Raw genomic sequence first — 18,355 nt, forward strand, 5'->3', positions numbered from 1 at the left:
CATCGCGCGACGGCGCCCGCCCGCGCCGGGTCCGTATGCACGGCGCCCGTATGCACGGCGCCCGTGTCCGCACACGGGTTCGGTCGCCGCGGACGGGCGCCGCCAATGTTGTTCCTTCTGGAACGCAGCCCTCCTGGAATCGGGGTGTTTGCGCGTGCAAGCGCTACGTAGACTGAACGTCGAAGGTCGCAGCCGCGTGACGCGCGCCGCTCCGGCCGCCTACCCCGTACCAGGAGAATCTCGTGAAATCGCTCGTCGTTACCGCCGCCGCTGCCGTCCTGCTTGCCGCACCGGCCCTGTCGTTCGCCCAGCAGGCGAAGTCGCCCGTCACGCGTGCGCAGGTGCTGCAGGAGCTGATCGATCTCGAATCGGTCGGCTACAACCCGGCGCGCGGCGAAGTGGGCAACTATCCCGAGGACATCCTGGCGGCGCAGGAACGACTGCAGGCGAAGCGTCTCGCCGAGCGGAAAGCGGCGCAGGCCGCCTACGGCCCGGCCGGCGAGCCGGCAACCGAATCGGGCACGGCGGCGAAGCCCGCGCGGTGACGGCGTGCGTCGCCCGCATCGAGCATGCATTGCGAGCGACGCGTATTCGGCATCTGCATGAAACAACGAACGCGCCGATGCGCGCACGGCGTTCAGGCGGCCCGCGGTTCGCGGTCGATCGCGTTCAGCATCTCGACGTCGCGCGCGATCATCGCCGGCACCTGGGCACGCAGCATCTCGACCCAGGTCCGCACCTTCGCATCGACGAAGCGGCGCGACGGGTACAGCGCATACACGTTCATCTTCTGCAGGATATGCGCGGGCAGCACACGGACGAGCGTGCCGTCGCGCAGTGCGTCGATCGCCGAATACAGCGGCAGCATGCCGATTCCGATGCCGTCGCGGATCGCGAGTGCGAGCGATTCGGCGGTATTGGTCTGCACCGGCCCGGCGACGTGGATCTGCTCGACGCCTTCGGGCCCTTCGAGCACCCATTCGTGCGTCGGGAACGCCGGCGTACACAGCGTCAGGCACGCGTGCGCGGCGAGATCCTGCGGGCGGACCGGCACGCCGTGCCGTTTCACGTAATCGAGTGATGCGCACAGAATGCTGAACGTCGAGCCGAGCAGGTGCGACACGAGTTCCGAATCGGGCAGCGACGATGCGGTGACGACGGCCATGTCGCTCGTGCCATCGAACAGATCGGGCATGCGCTGCGACAGCGACAGCTCGATCGATACGTCCGGGTACTGCGCGTGATAGCGCGTCAGCGCGGGCATCACGTAGTGGTGACCGACGCTCGCGAAGCTGTGCATGCGCAGCACGCCGGCCGGGCGCTCGTGCGCGCAGCTCGCCTCTTCTTCCGCGCGGTCGACGTCGGCGAGGATCTGGCGGCAGCGCCGCAGATAGCTTTCGCCGGCCGACGTGAGCGCGAGACGGCGCGTCGAGCGATTCATCAGACGGGTGCGCAGGCGCGCCTCGAGCTCCGACACCGCGCGCGACATCGCGCCCGTCGTCGAATTCAGCGATTGCGCGGCGGCGGTGAAGCTGCCCGTCTCGACGACGCGCGAAAACACCCGCATGTTTTGTAGGGTATCCATTCCTGTGAGCGACCTGTAGCGGAGCCGCCATTTTCCTCCAGCGGATGCGACAGATTGTTACCCCGGCTGCAACTATCGTTTCCCGGCAACTGCGTTAATGCGCGGGCGCCGCGCTCCTACAATCGGCGCCTCACCAGTCGAACGGACCCGTCCGGACGCGCCGCGGCACCCCGCCCGGCCCCTCTTGGGCCCCCCTCATGAAGCCACAACCTGCGATCGAGCGACCGTCCATCGAACCGGCACGATGGAGCAAATGGCTCGATCCGCTCGGCAACGCGGCGCGCGACTGGGCCGCGACCGACGGGCTGATCTGGCTGCACCTCGCGAAAACCGTACTCGCGGCGCTGCTGGCGATGGGCATCGCGATGCGTCTGGAGATGTCGCAGCCGCGCACCGCGATGACGACCGTATTCGTGCTGATGCAGCCGCTGTCGGGCATGGTGTTCGCGAAGAGTTTCTACCGCGTGCTCGGCACGGCGGCCGGCCTCGTCGGCGCGCTCGCGCTCGGCGGGCTGTTCGCGCAGCAGCCCGAGTTGTACATGGCCGGCATCACGCTGTGGATCGGCGGCTGCATCGCGCTGGCGGTGCGCAACCGCCACTTCCGCTGGTACGGCTTCGTGCTCGCCGGCTACACGGCCGCGCTGATCGGCCTGCCGGCCGTGATGACGCCGCAGACGCTGTTCCAGTCCGCGCTCACGCGCGCCGCGGAAGTCGCGCTGGGCATCGCGTGCTCGGGCGCGGTCAGCGCGCTGATCCTGCCGTTGAGCTCCGCGAAGGCGCTGATGCGTTCGTTGAGCGCGCGCCACGCGACGTTTGCCGCGTTCACCGCCGGCGCGCTGTCGGGCGACGTCGCGCGCGGCGATTTCGAGCGACGCTTCGCCGATTTCGTCGACGACATCGTCGGCTTCGAAGCCAACCGCGCGTTCGCGTCGTTCGAGGATCCGCACATTCGCGCGCGCAGCCGCCGGCTTGCGCGCCTCAACAGCGAGTTCATGAATGCATGCACGCGGCTGCATGCGCTGCACCAGCTCGTCAAACGGCTGCGCGCGAATCGCTCGGATGCGGTGCTCGACGCACTGGCGCCGCACGTCGATGCGCTCGCATCGCGCTTCGCCGCGTTGCGCGACGAACGCCGGCGCGGCCTCGCACCGGCCACCGGTGCGTTGCTCGAACTGCGCCGCTTTCACGGTGCGTTGCCGAAGGCCGCGCGCGCGTCGCGGCGGGTCATCGAGGACCATGCGGCCGGCGGCCTGCTCGACTTCGATACCGCGATCGAGCTGCTGTACCGGTTCATCGGCGAATATCTGGGCTACGTCGACACTTACGCGTCGCTCGATCAGGACGATCACGCGTTCGAGCGCTCGGTCACCCATTACGCGGTGAAGACCAACGCGTTCTTCGTCGGTTTCGCGTTCCTGCGCACGGTGGTTGCCGTCGGTGCGATGAGCGCGTTCTGGATCGCGTCCGAATGGCCGAGCGGCTCGCTCGCGGTGATCGCCACCGCGATCGCATGCGCGCTCAGCTCGACCTCGCCGCGCGCGCCCAGGTTCGTCGCGCAGATGGGCGTCGGTGCGGCATTCGCGACCGCGGTCGGCTACCTGTTCCTGTGCTACGTCTATCCGAACATCGACGGCTTTCCGCTGCTGTGCGCGGCGCTCGCGCCGGTGCTCGGCCTCGGTGCGTTTCTCGCGATGCGGCCAGGCCTGTCCGGCTACGGGATCGGCTTCGCGGTGTTCTTCTGCCTGCTCGCGGGCCCCGACAACGCGATCGCGTATACGCCCGAAGTGCTGATCAACAACGGGCTCGCGATCGTCGTCGCGATGCTTGCTTGCGCGCTCGTGTTCGCCGTCGTGTTCCCGACGCACACACCCTGGCTCACCGGCCGGATCGCGCACGACTTGCGCCGCCAGGTGACGCTTGCATGCGAAGGCGCGCCGGACGGCCTCGCGCAGCGCTTCCAGTCGAGCACGCACGACCTGATGGCGCAACTGCGTACGCTGCTGGTGCGCCGCACGCGGCAGCATCGCGATGCACTGCGCTGGATGCTGTCGACGCTCGAGGTCGGCCACGCGATCATCGACCTGCGCGACGAACTGCACACGTTCCGCGCATCGAAACCGCCGCAGACGCTGCGCTGGACCGGTTCGATCGATGCGGTGCTGCTCGAACTGCCGCGCTTCTTCGACGATCCGACGCCCGGCCACCATGCGCGCACGCTGAAAGCCGTGAATCTCGCGATCCGCGCCGCGCAGCACGCGCTGCAGGCGTGGTACGCGGTGCCCGACGCGCGTCGCAACGTGCAGCGAATCGTCGGCTGCCTGCACTTCATGCGCAGCGCGCTGCTCGACAAGGACGCGCCGTTCAATCGGCATCGCCATTGAAGACCGGTGCGCGCGCAACGGGATCGTTGTTCCGGATGGAAATAAGCTCTGCAGCCGCGGTGATTAATCTTTAAGCAGTGCGAGCCTATAGTTTCCTCACTGCCAGCGAGACTGGCACTCACCCAGGAGAACCCAAATGAAGCCGCTGCACCTCGCCCTCGTTGCCCTGTCGCTCACCGCTGCGCTCGCCCACGCACAGCCGGCGCCGGCAGACGTCGCACCGCAACAGGCGAACCGCGCCGAGGCGATCAAGGCCGCCGGCCGCGTCGATCGTGCGCAATCGAAGCAGGAAGACCCGAACGCCTGCGTCGGTCCGGTCAGCTTCTGCAACATCTACTTCGGCAGTTGAGCATGGCGCCGCGTCGTCGCGCTCAGGCCCGCATCGTCCACATCGCCCGCACCGCATGCACGACATGCGCGGGCGGACGGCGGTCCGGCCGGTCGCCGCATCGCCGTCCTGCTGCACGCCGCTTCGCTTGAAGCGGCGTTTGCCGTTTCAGGCGCCGCGCCCCGGCCGCCAGCCCACTTCGCGCAACGCATCCAGCAAGCGCGCCTGCCCGAGCCCTTCGACCCGCGTCCCGCGCGACGCGACGTCGCCGCCCGCGACCAGCGCATTCACGATCGCCTCCTCCACCGCTTCCGCCGCCGCGACGAACAGCGCGGAAATATGGTCGTTGTTGACCATCCGTACGTCGGTGGTCGGCGTGCCCTTGCTGCCGTAGTTCGCGGCAGGCAAGCCGTCGTTGCCGGTTGCGAACGCAAGGAAGATGTCGCCGCTCGAATCCTCGGTGCCGCCGCCCACGCGGGCGAGCCCGACGCTCGCACGCTGCGCGAGACGCGTGCATTGATGCGGCAGCAACGGTGCGTCGGTCGCAAGCGTGACGACGATCGAGCCCATGCCGGCTTCGCCTTTCGCTTCTGCTTCGCGGAACGGCGAATGCACGTGCCGCAGCACTTCGCCGACCGGGTAGCCGGCCACGCGCAGCATCTCGCGCACGCCGTAATTCGCCTGCACGAGCGCGCCGACGGTCCAGCCGCCCGCATCGCTCGCCAGCACGCGCGACGCGGTGCCGATGCCGCCCTTGAACTCGTGACAAATCATGCCCGTGCCGCCGCCCACGCCGCCTTCGGCAACCGGCCCCGACTGGGCGGCAGCCAGCGCGCGCTGGACGTGCGCGGCGTTCACGTGCTGCCCCCAGATATCGTTCAGCAGTCCGTCGTAGGTTTCCATCACGACCGGCATGCACCAGTACACGCGGCCGGCCGCCGCTTCGCGTTCGTTCGCGACGAGCGCGTCGCGTACCGCACCGACGCTGTGCGTGTTCGTATAGGCGATCGGCGTCGTCAGCAGACCGGCTTCGCGAATCCATTCGAGCCCGGCCGCGTCGCCGTTGCCGTTCAGCACGTGCACGCCCGCGAAGCACGGCGAATCGTGCACGGCGCCCGCGCGCGGCTCGATGACGGTGACGCCCGTGCGGATCGACGCGTCGCCGTTCTCGACGTTCAGCGTGCAATGTCCGACCCGCACGCCCGGTACGTCCGTGATCGCGTTGAAGCGGCCCGGCGTGCCGAGTCCGATGCGGATGCCGAGATCCCTCGTGCGCATGATTCGATTCCTCCCGTCTTTCAATGGTTCGATGTGTCGGTGGTACAAGATGTCGATCCGGTGTTCAGAGCGCGCGGAACGCTTCGCTGTGACGCGCCCACGCCACGTACATCACGAGTGCCGCGACCAGCAGCCCCGCGATGATGATCAGGTCGGTCGGCTTCGTCGCCGTCGCCAGGGTCGTGACCAGCGTATACGCGGCGCCCGCCACCGCGACGAGCGGCGTCACGGGCCACAGCGGCATCCGGTAGTGATGCTCGACGTCGCGGCGCACGAACCGGCTCGCGAGCGCGGCCAGCCCGACGACGAGATAGATCAGCAGCAGCAGGTCGACCGTGAACGCGGTCAACTCGTCGAGGCTCGACACGAACACGAGCCCGGCCGACGGTATCGCGAGCGCGATCGTCGCAAGCCACGGCGACTCGAGGCGCGGATGAATCGTCGAGAATGCGCGGTTGCAGGTGCGCGACCACAGCGCATGCCGGCCGCTGCTGTACAGCAGGCGGCCCATCGTGATCACGATCGCGATGATCGCGTTGAACACCGACAGGAAGATGCCGCCGCTGATCACGCGCGACACGACCGGGTTGCTCAGGGAGCGCACGACATAACCGATCGGATCGGCGCTCTTCGTCAGTTCGGTCAGCGACGGCGCACCCAGCACGATCGCGGTGAGCGGAACCAGTTCGACGACGAGGATCACGAGCAACGAATAGATCACCGCCTTCGCGACGTTGCGGTTGCCGCCGCGCAGGTCTTCCGCGAGATAGGCTGCCGAGCCGAAGCCGTTGTAGCAGAAGATCGCGGTGCCGATCGCGGGCACGATGGCCGCGAGCGTCGCCGGCACGAGCGCATTGCCGCTCGCGACGACCGGTGCGATCAGCACGTCGGCGCCGCGATGCGGCGACCCGAAACCGAGCCCCGCGATCAGCATCAGCACGCCGATTTCGACGACCAGGAACGCGCCGGTGATCCATGCGTTCGTCTTGATGTTCAGCATGCCGAGCAGATAGCTGAGCAGCACGATCGTCAGCGCGACCGACTGGTTGCTGAAGTGCGTGCCGAGCGCGTTGTTCAGGTACGGCGCGGCGCCGCTCGCGAGCACGGCCGGGATGAACACGCTGACGGACAGCACCGTGATGAAGGTCAGGTAGCCGGGCAGCGTGCCGAACACGCGCTTGGCCATCACGTATTCGCCGCCCGCGCTGCGGTGCGCGGCGCTGAGTTCCGCGTAGCAGAGCGCGAACGCGAGCGCGAGCACGCCGCCGAGCAGGAACGACAGCACGGCGCCGCTGCCGGCCTGCTGGATCGCGAACGGCGCGATCACGAAGATCGAGCTGGCCGGCGTCACGCCCGATACGGTGATCATCACTGCATCGCGCACGCTGAGCGTCTGCGACAGCGCGCGCGGCGCGTCTTCCGTTGCAGGCGCCGCTTGCAGGCTGCCCGTCGATTCCGACATCATCGCCATTTCGTTCTCCTGTCGCTCCTATCCTGCCGTTTTTTGAACGCCCATACTCGGGCCCGATTGATTGCCTGGCAGTCTAGGAAGCCAATTTCAGGACCGCTATTCCCCCTTCGTGTTACGCCCTTCCGGTGGTGGTATGGATCGTCTCTTTTCCGAAATCGCGATGCACCAGGCGCTTGGCCGCGCGATCGATCATCTCGACCAGCCGCGCTTCTGGCGGTTCCTCGTGCTGCTGCTCAACGAAATGGCGCCGTTCGACAACGCGCTCGCGACCGCGATCGGCCGCGACGGCGTGCCGCTCGTGCTCGACGAATACGACACGGGCGGGACCGACACCGCGTCGCCGGTGCCGCTTTACCTGAACGGGTTATATCTGCTCGATCCGTTCCTGCAGGCCGCGCACGACGGGCTCGCCGACGGCTGCTACCGGCTCGAGGAAGTCGCCCCCGACCTGTTCCGGCAGAGCGAGTATTTCCTGAGCTATTTCCGCGACGCGGTCGGCGACGACGAGATCCAGATTCTCGTGCGGCCGAATGCCGACACGCTGCTGTCGCTGTCGCTCGGTGCCTCGACGCGCTTCGACGTCGAGCCGCTCGGCAAGCTGACGGCCGCGATGCCGTGGGTGCTCGCGACGATCCGGCAGCATTGGCGGCTGGTGGGCGACGCCGCGCGCGCGACGCCCGATGCCGATCTCGGCGCGCGCGTCGAGCAGGCGCTTGCCCGCTTCGGAGCGGGCGTGCTGACCGATCGCGAGATGTCGATCGCACGCATGGTGCTGCGCGGCAATTCGTCGAAGGCAATTGCCGAGCGGCTCGCGATTTCACCCGAAACGGTGAAGGTGCATCGGCGGCATTTGTACGCAAAGCTCGGGATTTCGTCCCAACCGGAGCTGTTTTCGCGGTTCATCCAGGCGTTGGGGGACGATGCGGCTGGATGAGCGCATCGATCGGGACGCGTGGCACCGGATGAACCGCCAGCTCCCGGCCGCCGCTCAACCGCGCGGTTCGACGGAGCCACCGTCGGGCGCATCGTGCGGCACGTTCCAGCCGAAATACACCTCGGCCTCGACGATCTGCCCACCCTGCACGCGCACCCGCTCCGCATTCCGGAACCGTCTGCCGTCGGCCGTTTCCGCCTCGTACACGACGAATACGTGCTCGCCGTGAACGGCAACGTCGACGAAATCGAAGCGCGCCAGCGCCACGCTGTTCGGCCAGCAGCGCCGGAAATACGTGTCGCGGTCGAGCCGGTTGTCGAGCGGGCTCGTGAAATGGAAATCCGGCGCGATCAGCGCTTCGATCGCGTCGCGGTCCTTGTCGGCATACGCGCGGTAGCTTGCGCGCGCAACGTCGCCCGGGTTCTGAAGCATCGTCGTGTCCTCCTCGAAGAATCGGTGTGAGCCCCGCGCGCCCCGGTGCGGATGTTTCGGCGGAACGCGTCCGTTGCCGTCCACGCGAACCCGCATCGGCCGGCAGCCCGCGCTTTCCATCGTAAGCCTGCCATGCCGCGGTTGCCCGATTCGACGGGCACGGGCATGATGTCCGCGAATTCGCCGGCAGCTTTATCCGCTGGTTCTCGCCGAGCCCGCCGCACCGGTGCGGCGTGTCACGCGAACGCTGCCGCCGTCTTGCGCGCAATCCGCATGCCGCCCTCGTTGCCAACGTCACTTCGTCCATGTCACTACGCGCATTCAGAACGCTGGTCGCCATCGCCCGATACCGGACCTTCGCACGCGCCGGCGAAGCCATCGGGCTCACGCAGTCGGCGGTGAGCCTGCAGATCAAGGCACTGGAAAGCGAATACGACGTGCAGTTGTTCGACCGTTCGCGCCGGCAACCGGTGCTGACCGAAGCCGGCAACATCCTGCTCGCGCAGGCCGAGCAGGTGCTCGCGATGGTCGACCGGATTCCCGACGCGCTCAGCGACGAGAAGAAACTCGTCGGCCGCCTGCGGCTCGGCGCGATCCAGACCGCGCTGTCCGGCCCGCTGCCCGACGCGCTGCTCGCGCTGCGCAACTCGCATCCGTCGCTGCGCGTGCACGTGTCGGCCGGCATGTCGGCCGAGCTGGCGAACCGCGTCGCGGCCGGCGAACTCGATGCGGCGATCACGACACGCCCCGTGCGCCCGCATCCGGCGGAACTGACGTGGACCACGCTGTACGAAGATCGCTTCTGGCTGCTCGCGCCGCCCGACCATGCCGAACGCGACGCGGGCGCGCTGCTCGAAGCGCTGCCGTTCATCCGCTTCGACGCGCAGGCCTGGGCCGGCCGCATGATCGCCGCCGAGCTGCGCCGCATCGGCGTGCGCGTGCGTGAAGAGATGGTGCTGGACAGCGCGGAAACGATCGCGCGCATGGTGGCGCGCGGGCTCGGCGCCGCGATCGTCGCGCTCCCCGATGCGACGCTCGCGCGCCTGCCGCCCGTCACGCGCTTGCCGTTCGGCCAGCCGCAGATGGGGCGCGCGGTCGTGCTGCTCGAACACCAGTCGCGTCCGGCCGAGCGTTTCGCGCGTGCGCTGGCCGCCGAAGTCGCCGCATCGTCGATGAGAATTTCTCATTGAACACCCGATAATTCACAATTATTCCTGTTGCTTTCGCGTGTTAACTTGGCGGCATCGTCACTCTTTCGATTGCGAGTCGCCATGTTGCCCGCCGGATGGATTCCCCGCCGCTCCGCCTGCCATCCGCTGCCCGCTGCCGGCATGAAGGCGCGCCGATGATCGGCCCGATCCTGCTCGCGCTGGCGCCGGTCGCGCTGCTGGTCGCGTTCGGCCACGGTCTCCGGCGCACGGGTTTCATCGCCGACGCGTTCTGGCCGCAGGCCGAGCGGCTTTGCTACTACGTGCTGCTGCCGGCGCTGTTCGCGAACGGCCTCGCGAGCGCTCGACTGCAATCGCTGCCCGTTCTACCGCTCGCGGCAGCGCTGGTCGGCTCGACCGCCGTCGCCGCGGCGCTGCTCCTGCTGGTCCGTCGGTTCGTCCGGGTCGACGGCGCCGGCTTCACGTCCGTGTTCCAGGGCGCGGTGCGCTTCAACAACTATGTCGGCACCGCACTCGCCGCCGGGCTGTTCGGCGCAAAAGGCATCGCGCTCGCGGCCGTATGCGTCGCGGCGATCGTCCCGACCGTCAACCTGATGTGCGTGCTGGTCTTCGCGCGGTATGGCGACACGCGGCTCGGTGCGGGCGCGCTCGTGCGGCAGATCCTGTCGAATCCGCTCGTCGTCGCATGCGCGCTCGGCATCGCGATGCAGGCCGGCGGTGTCGCGTTCCCGGCTGCCGTCGAGCCGGCCGTACGCGCGCTCGGCGCCGCATCGATGCCGCTCGGCCTGCTGTGCGTGGGCGCGGCGCTGAAATTCGATGCGGCCCGTGCATGGCTGCAGCCGGTGTGCGTCGCGTCGGCGTTCAAGTTCATGGCGATGCCGCTGATCACGCTCGCGGCCGGCCGCCTGTGCGGGCTCGGCGATGCGGCGCTGACGGTCGCGCTGCTGTTCCAGGCGCTGCCGACGTCGTCGGCGTCGTACATCATGGCCCGTCAGCTCGGCGGCGACGCGCCGCTGATGGCCGGCATCACCGCGTTCCAGACCGTCGCCGCGGCGCTGGCGATGCCGGTCGTGCTGACGGCGCTCGCGTCGGCACCGGTATTTCGCTGACGGCACGGCGCCGAACTCTGCTGGGTCACGCTGACATGGAAATTCGAAGGCAGCTGCCGAAACCGAATGACCGCTAGATCGGGGCGACCATCGCGCTGGGCGCTCCCGGCATCCGCGAGTTCGGGCCGACACGCACGCCGCGCAGGCTCGGGGACGGATCCGAATACCGAATCGCGACGGCACTCGCAGCACCGTTGCGCGACGCCTACGCGCCGCCGATACGCGTCCCGACTTTCTCGCAGCCCTGCCAAAAACCGCCTATCGTGAATGAAGCGCCCCGTTCGCTGCCATCCGGCCCCGAGTCGCTCGCACCGGCGGCAACGGCACGGCGCTCCGGCACCACTCATCGCGATCGTCGCGCCCGCTCGCCCGTGCGCATGATCACCGCCGCCCACCGGATGACAGGAGGCACTCATGAAAGCCGCGCTGCTCGTCAGCTCCGCCCTGCTCGCCATTGCGTCAGCTTCGGCCACGGCCCAGGGATCCATCACGAAGGAAGAAAACGGCGCGCTCGTCGCCGCGAACGGAATGACCGTCTATACGTTCGACAAAGACAAGCCCAACGCCGGCACCAGCGCCTGTACGGGCCCATGCGAAACCCTCTGGCCGCCGTACAAGGCCAGCGCGACCGACGTACCGGTCGGGCCCTACACGATCCTCAAGCGCGACGACGGCAGCCCGCAATGGGCGTACAAGGGCAAGCCGCTGTACTTCTTCTCGAAGGACATGAAACAGGGCGAGCGCAACGGCGACAATTTCAAGAACGTGTGGCACGTGGTCGCGCCGTAAGCCTTCTTTCGCCGCGTTCCGCGCCTGTCGCACGGACGTAAAAAAGCCCGCCCCCATCGTCGATCGGGGCGGGCCGCGGCAGCTTCGCACGCCGCACCGGCCGCATGCAGCCGGTGCGTGCGTCGTGTCAGCGGTTCGACGGGAAGCTGAACACCGTCCCTTCGCGTACGCCGGCCGACGGCCAGCGCTGCGTGATCGTCTTGCGTTTCGTGTAGAAGCGCACGGCATCCGGGCCGTATGCATGCAGGTCGCCGAACAGCGAACGCTTCCAGCCGCCGAACGAGTGGTACGCGACCGGCACCGGCAGCGGCACGTTGATGCCGACCATGCCGATCTGGATGTTGTCGCCGAAGTACCGTGCGGCCTCGCCGTCGCGCGTGAACAGGCACGTGCCGTTGCCGTATTCGTGCGCGTCGATCAGCGCCATTGCCTCGTCGAGCGATTTCAGGCGGATGACGCCGAGCACCGGCCCGAAGATCTCGTGCTGGTAGATCGGCATGCCGGGCTTCACGTTGTCGAACAGGCACGGGCCGAGGTAGTAACCGCCGTCATGGCCGTCGACCTTCACGCCGCGACCGTCGACGACGAGCGTCGCGCCCGCTGCCACGCCCGCTTCGACGAAGCCCGTCACCTTCTCGAAATGCTGCTTCGTGACGAGCGGGCCCATGTCGACGCCCGCGCCGCTGCCCGGCCCGACCTTCATCTTCCCGATCTCGGCCTTCAGCCCCGCGACGACGTTGTCGCCCGTTTCGTCGCCGATCGCGACGACCAGCGGAATCGCCATGCAGCGCTCGCCGCACGAGCCGTACGCGGCGCCCATCAGCGCGTTCACCGCGTTGCCGATGTCGGCATCCGGCATCACGACCGCGAAGTTCTTCGCGCCGCCGAGCGCCTGCACGCGCTTGCCGTGCGCGCAGCCCGTCGAGTAGATGTATTCGGCGATCGGCGTCGAGCCGACGAAGCTCACGGCCTTCACGCGCGGATCGGTCAGGATCGTGTCGACCGCTTCCTTGTCGCCGTTCACGACGTTCAGCACGCCCGGCGGCAGGCCGGCCTCGAGCGCGAGCTCGGCCATGCGCAGCGTCGACGACGGCGTGCGCTCCGACGGCTTCAGCACGAACGTGTTGCCGCACGCGACGGCCATCGGCCACATCCACAGCGGCACCATCACCGGGAAGTTGAACGGCGTGATGCCGGCCGCGACGCCGAGCGCCTGGAACTCGCTCCACGAATCGATCGCGGGGCCGACGTTCTTGCTGTGCTCGCCCTTCAGCAGCTCGGGCACGTAGGTCGCGTATTCGACGTTCTCGATCCCGCGCTGCAGTTCGCCCATCGCATCGGCGAGCACCTTGCCGTGCTCGGCCGTGATCAGCGCGCAGAGTTCTTCCGCGTGCTCCTCGAGCAGCGTCTTGAAGCGGCTCATCACGCGGGCGCGCTTCAGCGGCGGCGTGTTGCGCCATGCCGGGAACGCGGCCTGCGCGGACGCGATCGCGGCTTCGACGGTCGGCTTGTCGGCGAGCGCGACGCTCTTGTGCGATTCGCCGGTCGCCGGGTCGAACACCGGCTGGACGCGGCTGCCGCCGTCGACGCGCTTGCCGTCGATCAGGTGGCCGACGGTGGAGGTCACATTGCTGTCGTGTTTCATCGTTCAGGCTCTTTCGTGAATTCGGTTGTCGCTGCGGGCGAGCCGCGGCTCAGTCCACTTCGTTCAGTGCGTCGGACAGCGCGTTGACCAGGTTGTCGATCTCGCGCTTCTCGGCGATGAACGGCGGCGCGAGCTGGATCGTGTCGCCGCCGTAGCGCACGTAGAAGCCCTTCGCCCAGCAGCGCATCGCGATCTCGTACGGGCGCCGTGCCGGCTCGCCCGGCAACGCGGCGATCGTCAGGCCGGCCGCCAGCCCGTAGTTGCGGATGTCCGCGACGTGGCGCTGGCCCTTCAGCCCGTGCACGGCCGCCTCGAAATGCGGCGCGAGATCGCGCACGCGCGCCACCGCGTCTTCCTTCACCAGCAGGTCGAGCGCCGCGACGCCGGCCGCGCATGCGACCGGATGCGCCGAATACGTGTAGCCGTGCGGGAACTCGAGCATGTACTCGGGGCCGCCCGCGGCCATGAACGTGTCGTAGATTTCCTTCGTCGCGATCACGCCGCCGAGCGGCTGCACGCCGTTCGTCACCTGCTTCGCGAAGTTCATGATGTCCGGCACCACGCCGAATGCGTCCGCGCCCGTCATCGCGCCGGCGCGGCCGAAGCCCGTGATGACCTCGTCGAAGATCAGCAGGATGTCGTGCGCGGTACAAATGTCGCGCAGGCGCTTCAGATAGCCCTTCGGCGGCACGACCACGCCCGCCGAACCGGAGAACGGCTCGACGATCACGGCCGCGATGTTCGATGCGTCGTGCAGCGCGATCACCTCGAGCAGGCGGTCGGCCAGCTCGGCGCCGTGCTCCGGCATGCCGCGCGAGAACTTGTTCTCGGCCAGTTGCGTATGCGGCAGGAAATCGGCGTCGAGGCCCTGACCGAACAGCTTGCGGTTCGGCCCGATCCCGCCGACGGAGATACCGCCGAAATTCACGCCGTGGTAACCCTTCTCGCGGCCGATCAGGCGCGTTTTCGTGCCCTTGCCCTTCGCGCGCCAGTATGCGCGGGCCAGCTTCAGCGACGTGTCGGCCGCTTCCGAGCCCGAGCCCGTGAAGAACACGTAGTCGAGGCCGGCCGGCGTCAGTTCCTTGATCTTGTTGGCGAGCTCGAATGATTTCGGATGGCCGAACTGGAAGGCCGGCGCGTAGTCGAGCTGCGCGACCTGGTGGGTCACGGCTTCGACGATTTCCGTGCGGCCGTGACCGAGGCCCGTGCACCAGAGGCCCGACAGGCCGTCGAAGATCTTGCGGCCTTCGCCATCGGTGTAATACGCGCCCTTGCCGGACACGATCATGCGCGGATCGGCCTTGAACTGGCGGTTGGCCGTGAACGGCATCCAGTGCGCATCGAGCCACGCGGCGTCGGTGCGCAGGTTCGTGTCGTCGTGCTGGGCGGTGGTGATGTCGGTCATGTCGGTCGGCGCGGCGCGCCCCTCCTCCTGGTGATGATGTTGCACATTGTCGGGACGCCAATTAGTCTTTTGAATATCGCAATATCAATGTTCACTTGCTCAACTATGCAAGCAAAGAAACCGAAGAGCCGCGCGCTGCTCGGGCAGCTCAGCGACATGGATCTCCGCCTGCTGCGGGTCTTCAAGGGCGTCGTGCAATGCGGCGGGATGGCGGCCGCCGAACTGGAACTGAATATCGGCATCTCGACGATCAGCCGGCACGTGAAGGATCTGGAAACGCGGCTCGGCCTCGTGCTGTGCCGGCGCGGGCGTGCGGGCTTCACGCTGACGCCCGAGGGACAGACGGTGTACGAGGAGACGCTGCGGCTTCTCGCGTCGATGGAAGCGTTTCGCAGCAGAATCGACGGCATTCACGACAAGATGGGCGGAGAACTCCACATCGCCGTATTCGACAAGACGGCCACCAACCCGAATGCCCGGCTCGGCGACGCGATCCGCCAGTTCGCCGACGAAGCGCCCGACGTCGCGCTGAACCTGCACGTCGCGTCGATCAACGAGGTCGAGCGCGGGGTCATCGACGGCAGCTACCAGGTCGGGATCATCCCCGTGCACCGCAATTCGGGCAGCCTCGTGTATTCGGCGCTGTTCGACGAACGGATGCTGCTCTACTGCGGCCGCCAGCATCCGCTCTTCGATGCGCCGCACGGCAAGCTCACGTGGACGACGATCCGCAACCACGCATTCGCCGGGCTCGGGTTCCATTCGCCGAACATGGAGCTGAGCCATCGCGCGAAGCTCACGCGCAGCGCGACCGCGTCGGACCAGGAATCGATCGCGACGCTGATCCTCTCGGGGCGCTATCTCGGCTTCCTGCCCGATCACTACGCGGAGAGTTTCGAAAACAAGGGGCTGATGCAGCCGATCGCGCCGCACCGGTTCAATTACCGGTGCGGGTTCGTGAGCCTGCTGCGGCGCTCGCCGCAGCCGGCGCGGGCCGCGCTGCTGTTCCAGGCTTGCCTCGACGCCGCGCATGCGGCGGCGCGGCCGGCGGCATAGCGGCGGCGTCCTCCGGTTCGGTCAGGCCCCGTCGTCGCCCGTGCGCGGGAGCGCCCGCTTGCGCGCGACGAAATGGGTCGCGACGAGCGCCGCTGCGAAACCGGACGCCGCGCCGACCCCCAGCGCCCAGCGCGGGCCGAGATGGTTCGCGACCCAGCCGGCCACCGGCGCGCCGATCGGCGTGCCGCCGAGCGCGACCGCGAGGCGCAGCGCCATCACGCGGCCGCGCATCGCCGGCTCGGTGGACAACTGCATCAGGCTGTTGGTCGAATTCATGAAGGTGATCGCGGCGATCCCGGTCAGCACCAGCGCGGCGGCGAACGACCAGTAGCCGGGCGCCAGCGCGGCGAACGTGCAGCCGAGCCCGAACAGCGTCGCGCCGATCCACAGATGGCGGAACCGCGGCTGCTCGCGGCGCGCGGCGAGCAGCGCGCCCGAGATCGTGCCGACCGCCATCATCGACGACAGGAAGCCGAACCCGCGCGCATCGACGTGAAACACGCTGGCGGCCATCGTCGAAATGAACAGCTGGAAATTGAGCCCGAACGTGCCGATCAGGAACAGCATCGCGAGGATCGCCGTCAGGTCCGGCCGACGCCATACATAGCGGAACCCGTCGAGCAGGCTGCCGCGCGAGCGCCCCGCCCGCACGTTCGCACGCAGTTCGTCCTCCCGAAGCCGCGACAGCGACGCCAGCACCGCGAAGAAACTGAGCCCGTTCGCGAGAAACGCCCAGCCGGTGCCGACCGATGCGATCAGGAAACCCGCCGCCGCCGGGCCGACCATCCGCGCGGCGTTGAACGACGTCGAATTGAGCGCGACCGCGTTCGCGAGCTCGCGGTCGCCGACCAGTTCGGCGACGAAGGTCTGCCGCACCGGCGCGTCGAACGCCGACGCGCAGCCGAACAGGAACGCGAACACGTACACGTGCTCGAGCCGCACCGCGCCGGTGACCGTCAGCACGCCGAGCACGAGCGCCAGCGCGCCCATCAGCGCCTGCGTCGCCATCAGCAGCTTGCGCTGGTCGTAGCGGTCGGCCGCGTAGCCGGTCCACGGCAACAGCAGCAGTTGCGGCCCGAACTGCAGCGCCATCACCGTGCCGACCGCCGATGCGTCGTGATGCGTGAGCTGCGTGAGGACGAGCCAGTCCTGCGCGGTACGCTGGATCCACGTGCCGATGTTCGACACCAGCGAGCCGATCGCCCATACGCGATAGTTGAAGCTGCGAAGCGAGCGGAACACGCCCGCGGCCGGCACGCTCATCGCCGCTCCCGGTCCGGCTCGTTGCCGCCGTGCAGTTCGCCGAAGTGCCGCGCGAGGAACAGGCCGAGCACCAGGATGCCGAGACCGAGCGCCGCCGCGTCGGACGTGCGCTTCAGGTCGAAATCGCCGACCCGGCACACCAGCACATAAGCGATCGCGAGATTCGCGACGCCCCACGCCACGTTCACGGTGGACGACGACAGCCCGCGGCCGGGCGGATTCGCGAACGGCGTCTGGAACGGCTCGCCGCGCAGTCCGCTGACGAGATGCGGCACGACATTCGCGAGGAAGGCGCCGCCGAAGAAGTACGACACGAGATGCAGGAGATTCATGTGCGGGTTGTCCTTTCGGCGAGGGGGCCGGTGCGGTTCACGGACGCGCGGGGTCCTGGAATTCGGCGAGCCGCTGCAGCAGCTTCACGGCCGCCGCCAGCTCGGCCTGTTCCGCCGCCGACAGTTGCGCGTGCAGCGCGCGAAACAGCCAGTCGTCCTTGGCCGCGCGGTTGGCTTGCAGCACCTTGCGGAAACCGGGCGTGAGCGCGATCAGCGTCTGCCGGCCGTCGGTGGGATCGGGCGCACCGGCGACCGCGCCGAGCGCCTCGAGCGTCGCGACCGTCACGCGCATCGACTGCGGGCGCACGCTTTCGGCACGCGCGAGCGCCGACACGGTCGCCGGGCCGTCGCGATCGAGCCGCAGCAACACCGATTTCTGCGAGGACGTGAGGTCGTTCGGATGGGTCTGCTCTCGCATCCGCCGCATCAGCTTGCCGACCGAGATGCGGAGTTCGCCGGCGAGACCGGTCAGCGGGAGCGTGTCGGGGGGAGACGATGGCAGGTTCATGAATTCAAGATAGCACGTCGACAGTCAAACTGTACAGTTTGACTGTATATTTAAATCCGTAAGGATCGGCCCGTCGCGCACGTTTTCGGCCCGGCGCCGCACCCGGTCGGCCGCGCGATCCGGCTCTGCGATAATGCGGGCTTCCCGTTTTCGGTCCGCCTCCCGCCATGACGCAGCCGTCCGCCCCGCTCTCCACCGACCTGCCGCCGATCTCGTGCCTGCCCGGCGATGCGCTGCCGTGGCTGCCGATGAGCGCCGACCTCCCGGGGCTCGCGATCAAGTACCTGCACATCAATGCGGCCGAGGACACGCTGACCGCGCTGCTGAAGATGCCGGCCGGCGGCACGCTGCCGCGCCACCGTCACGACGGCGAGGTGTTCGTCCATACGTTGCAGGGTGCGTGGCGCTACCGCGAATACGACTGGGTCGCCCACGCCGGTTCGACGGTGCTCGAACCGGCCGGCTCGGTACACACGCCGGAAACGCTCGGCGCGCCGGGCGAGGATGTGATCACGCTGAACGTGATGCGCGGCGACCTCGTGCTGCTCGACGACGACGGCCGTGAAACGGCGCGCGAGAACTGCCGCGTCGCGCTGCTGCGCCAGCGCAAGCATGCGCGTACGGCGCCGGATGCCGCCACGGCGTTCGTGACGCGGTAAGAAGGGCGACG

At 68.2% G+C, this 18,355-nt stretch carries 18 protein-coding genes; 9 read left to right on the forward strand and 9 right to left on the reverse strand.

Annotation, left to right across the window (positions count from 1 at the left end; genetic code table 11):
* The first annotated feature begins 242 nt into the window (after positions 1 to 242).
* On the forward strand, positions 243 to 545 hold the full coding sequence (locus tag C4B30_RS19585) for a DUF4148 domain-containing protein (RefSeq protein ID WP_105132840.1): 303 nt from the start codon (positions 243 to 245) through the stop codon (positions 543 to 545).
* Positions 546 to 637: 92 nt separating this feature from the next.
* On the opposite strand, the gene C4B30_RS19590 is transcribed toward C4B30_RS19585, so the two are convergent.
* On the reverse strand, positions 638 to 1,585 hold the full coding sequence (locus tag C4B30_RS19590) for a LysR family transcriptional regulator (protein ID WP_105132841.1): 948 nt from the start codon (positions 1,583 to 1,585) through the stop codon (positions 638 to 640).
* A gap of 197 nt (positions 1,586 to 1,782) precedes the next feature.
* On the opposite strand from C4B30_RS19590, the gene C4B30_RS19595 reads away from it, so the two are divergent.
* Both C4B30_RS19595 and C4B30_RS19600 read left to right on the forward strand, forming a co-directional pair.
* Complete coding sequence (locus tag C4B30_RS19595) at positions 1,783 to 3,966, forward strand: FUSC family protein (RefSeq protein ID WP_105132842.1); 2,184 nt, start codon at positions 1,783 to 1,785, stop codon at positions 3,964 to 3,966.
* Positions 3,967 to 4,102: 136 nt separating this feature from the next.
* Complete coding sequence (locus tag C4B30_RS19600; RefSeq protein ID WP_027782964.1) at positions 4,103 to 4,315, forward strand: hypothetical protein; 213 nt, start codon at positions 4,103 to 4,105, stop codon at positions 4,313 to 4,315.
* A 147-nt stretch (positions 4,316 to 4,462) separates the two neighbouring features.
* Here C4B30_RS19600 and C4B30_RS19605 read toward each other — a convergent pair whose 3' ends face one another.
* Both C4B30_RS19605 and C4B30_RS19610 read right to left on the reverse strand, forming a co-directional pair.
* Complete coding sequence (locus tag C4B30_RS19605; protein ID WP_105132843.1) at positions 4,463 to 5,572, reverse strand: DmpA family aminopeptidase; 1,110 nt, start codon at positions 5,570 to 5,572, stop codon at positions 4,463 to 4,465.
* 64 nt (positions 5,573 to 5,636) lie between these two features.
* On the reverse strand, positions 5,637 to 7,043 hold the full coding sequence (locus tag C4B30_RS19610; RefSeq protein WP_105132844.1) for an APC family permease: 1,407 nt from the start codon (positions 7,041 to 7,043) through the stop codon (positions 5,637 to 5,639).
* Positions 7,044 to 7,176: 133 nt separating this feature from the next.
* Between C4B30_RS19610 and C4B30_RS19615 the strand changes: the two genes are divergently transcribed.
* Entirely contained in the window at positions 7,177 to 7,977 is an 801-nt protein-coding gene (locus C4B30_RS19615) for a helix-turn-helix transcriptional regulator (RefSeq protein WP_105132845.1), read from the forward strand.
* 54 nt (positions 7,978 to 8,031) lie between these two features.
* Here the strand turns inward: C4B30_RS19615 and C4B30_RS19620 are convergent, their stop codons facing one another.
* Entirely contained in the window at positions 8,032 to 8,409 is a 378-nt protein-coding gene (locus tag C4B30_RS19620; RefSeq protein ID WP_105132873.1) for a nuclear transport factor 2 family protein, read from the reverse strand.
* Positions 8,410 to 8,714: 305 nt separating this feature from the next.
* Here C4B30_RS19620 and C4B30_RS19625 point away from each other — a divergent pair, with 305 nt between their 5' ends.
* The 3 genes from C4B30_RS19625 to C4B30_RS19635 all read left to right on the forward strand — a co-directional run bounded on the left by C4B30_RS19625 (position 8,715) and on the right by C4B30_RS19635 (position 11,476).
* Positions 8,715 to 9,599 (forward strand): LysR family transcriptional regulator, encoded by an 885-nt coding sequence (locus C4B30_RS19625; RefSeq protein WP_105132846.1) that lies wholly within the window; start codon positions 8,715 to 8,717, stop codon positions 9,597 to 9,599.
* A 155-nt stretch (positions 9,600 to 9,754) separates the two neighbouring features.
* Positions 9,755 to 10,687: an AEC family transporter gene (locus C4B30_RS19630; RefSeq protein WP_199779076.1), complete on the forward strand. Its 933-nt coding sequence runs from the start codon at positions 9,755 to 9,757 to the stop codon at positions 10,685 to 10,687.
* A gap of 414 nt (positions 10,688 to 11,101) precedes the next feature.
* The gene (locus tag C4B30_RS19635) at positions 11,102 to 11,476 is read left to right on the forward strand and encodes a COG4315 family predicted lipoprotein (protein ID WP_105132848.1); all 375 of its coding nucleotides are present in this window, start codon (positions 11,102 to 11,104) and stop codon (positions 11,474 to 11,476) included.
* Positions 11,477 to 11,603: 127 nt separating this feature from the next.
* Here the strand turns inward: C4B30_RS19635 and C4B30_RS19640 are convergent, their stop codons facing one another.
* A complete protein-coding gene (locus C4B30_RS19640) occupies positions 11,604 to 13,121 on the reverse strand; it encodes a CoA-acylating methylmalonate-semialdehyde dehydrogenase (RefSeq protein WP_105132849.1) in 1,518 nt (505 codons plus the stop codon).
* Between the two features lie 49 nt (positions 13,122 to 13,170).
* Positions 13,171 to 14,526, reverse strand: a complete 1,356-nt coding sequence (locus C4B30_RS19645) for an aspartate aminotransferase family protein (RefSeq protein ID WP_105132874.1) — start codon at positions 14,524 to 14,526, stop codon at positions 13,171 to 13,173.
* 105 nt (positions 14,527 to 14,631) lie between these two features.
* On the opposite strand from C4B30_RS19645, the gene C4B30_RS19650 reads away from it, so the two are divergent.
* A complete protein-coding gene (locus tag C4B30_RS19650; protein WP_105132850.1) occupies positions 14,632 to 15,582 on the forward strand; it encodes a LysR family transcriptional regulator in 951 nt (316 codons plus the stop codon).
* A 21-nt stretch (positions 15,583 to 15,603) separates the two neighbouring features.
* On the opposite strand, the gene C4B30_RS19655 is transcribed toward C4B30_RS19650, so the two are convergent.
* The 3 genes from C4B30_RS19655 to C4B30_RS19665 are packed head-to-tail and all read right to left on the reverse strand — an operon-like array spanning position 15,604 to position 17,685.
* On the reverse strand, positions 15,604 to 16,845 hold the full coding sequence (locus tag C4B30_RS19655) for an MFS transporter (protein ID WP_105132851.1): 1,242 nt from the start codon (positions 16,843 to 16,845) through the stop codon (positions 15,604 to 15,606).
* A complete protein-coding gene (locus C4B30_RS19660; protein ID WP_027782952.1) occupies positions 16,842 to 17,177 on the reverse strand; it encodes a hypothetical protein in 336 nt (111 codons plus the stop codon). Before C4B30_RS19660 ends, C4B30_RS19655 begins: the two co-directional genes overlap by 4 nt.
* 37 nt (positions 17,178 to 17,214) lie before the next feature.
* The gene (locus C4B30_RS19665; RefSeq protein ID WP_105132852.1) at positions 17,215 to 17,685 is read right to left on the reverse strand and encodes a MarR family winged helix-turn-helix transcriptional regulator; all 471 of its coding nucleotides are present in this window, start codon (positions 17,683 to 17,685) and stop codon (positions 17,215 to 17,217) included.
* 167 nt (positions 17,686 to 17,852) lie between these two features.
* Here C4B30_RS19665 and C4B30_RS19670 point away from each other — a divergent pair, with 167 nt between their 5' ends.
* The gene (locus C4B30_RS19670) at positions 17,853 to 18,344 is read left to right on the forward strand and encodes a 2,4'-dihydroxyacetophenone dioxygenase family protein (protein WP_050010988.1); all 492 of its coding nucleotides are present in this window, start codon (positions 17,853 to 17,855) and stop codon (positions 18,342 to 18,344) included.
* The last annotated feature ends 11 nt before the right edge of the window (positions 18,345 to 18,355 follow it).

Origin of the sequence: Burkholderia sp. BE12 (assembly GCF_002959955.1) — a bacterium.
Classification (GTDB): Bacteria; Pseudomonadota; Gammaproteobacteria; order Burkholderiales; family Burkholderiaceae; genus Burkholderia.

Coding starts and splice junctions, on each gene's coding strand:
- C4B30_RS19660 (WP_027782952.1), bottom strand. CDS start 17,177: ATGAATCTCCTGCATCTCGTGTCGTACTTCTTCGGCGGCGCCTTCCTC.
- C4B30_RS19605 (WP_105132843.1), bottom strand. CDS start 5,572: ATGCGCACGAGGGATCTCGGCATCCGCATCGGACTCGGCACGCCGGGC.
- C4B30_RS19595 (WP_105132842.1), top strand. CDS start 1,783: ATGAAGCCACAACCTGCGATCGAGCGACCGTCCATCGAACCGGCACGA.
- C4B30_RS19655 (WP_105132851.1), bottom strand. CDS start 16,845: ATGAGCGTGCCGGCCGCGGGCGTGTTCCGCTCGCTTCGCAGCTTCAAC.
- C4B30_RS19650 (WP_105132850.1), top strand. CDS start 14,632: ATGCAAGCAAAGAAACCGAAGAGCCGCGCGCTGCTCGGGCAGCTCAGC.
- C4B30_RS19610 (WP_105132844.1), bottom strand. CDS start 7,043: ATGGCGATGATGTCGGAATCGACGGGCAGCCTGCAAGCGGCGCCTGCA.
- C4B30_RS19615 (WP_105132845.1), top strand. CDS start 7,177: ATGGATCGTCTCTTTTCCGAAATCGCGATGCACCAGGCGCTTGGCCGC.
- C4B30_RS19620 (WP_105132873.1), bottom strand. CDS start 8,409: ATGCTTCAGAACCCGGGCGACGTTGCGCGCGCAAGCTACCGCGCGTAT.
- C4B30_RS19635 (WP_105132848.1), top strand. CDS start 11,102: ATGAAAGCCGCGCTGCTCGTCAGCTCCGCCCTGCTCGCCATTGCGTCA.
- C4B30_RS19670 (WP_050010988.1), top strand. CDS start 17,853: ATGACGCAGCCGTCCGCCCCGCTCTCCACCGACCTGCCGCCGATCTCG.
- C4B30_RS19590 (WP_105132841.1), bottom strand. CDS start 1,585: ATGGATACCCTACAAAACATGCGGGTGTTTTCGCGCGTCGTCGAGACG.
- C4B30_RS19630 (WP_199779076.1), top strand. CDS start 9,755: ATGATCGGCCCGATCCTGCTCGCGCTGGCGCCGGTCGCGCTGCTGGTC.
- C4B30_RS19645 (WP_105132874.1), bottom strand. CDS start 14,526: ATGACCGACATCACCACCGCCCAGCACGACGACACGAACCTGCGCACC.
- C4B30_RS19640 (WP_105132849.1), bottom strand. CDS start 13,121: ATGAAACACGACAGCAATGTGACCTCCACCGTCGGCCACCTGATCGAC.
- C4B30_RS19665 (WP_105132852.1), bottom strand. CDS start 17,685: ATGAACCTGCCATCGTCTCCCCCCGACACGCTCCCGCTGACCGGTCTC.
- C4B30_RS19625 (WP_105132846.1), top strand. CDS start 8,715: ATGTCACTACGCGCATTCAGAACGCTGGTCGCCATCGCCCGATACCGG.
- C4B30_RS19600 (WP_027782964.1), top strand. CDS start 4,103: ATGAAGCCGCTGCACCTCGCCCTCGTTGCCCTGTCGCTCACCGCTGCG.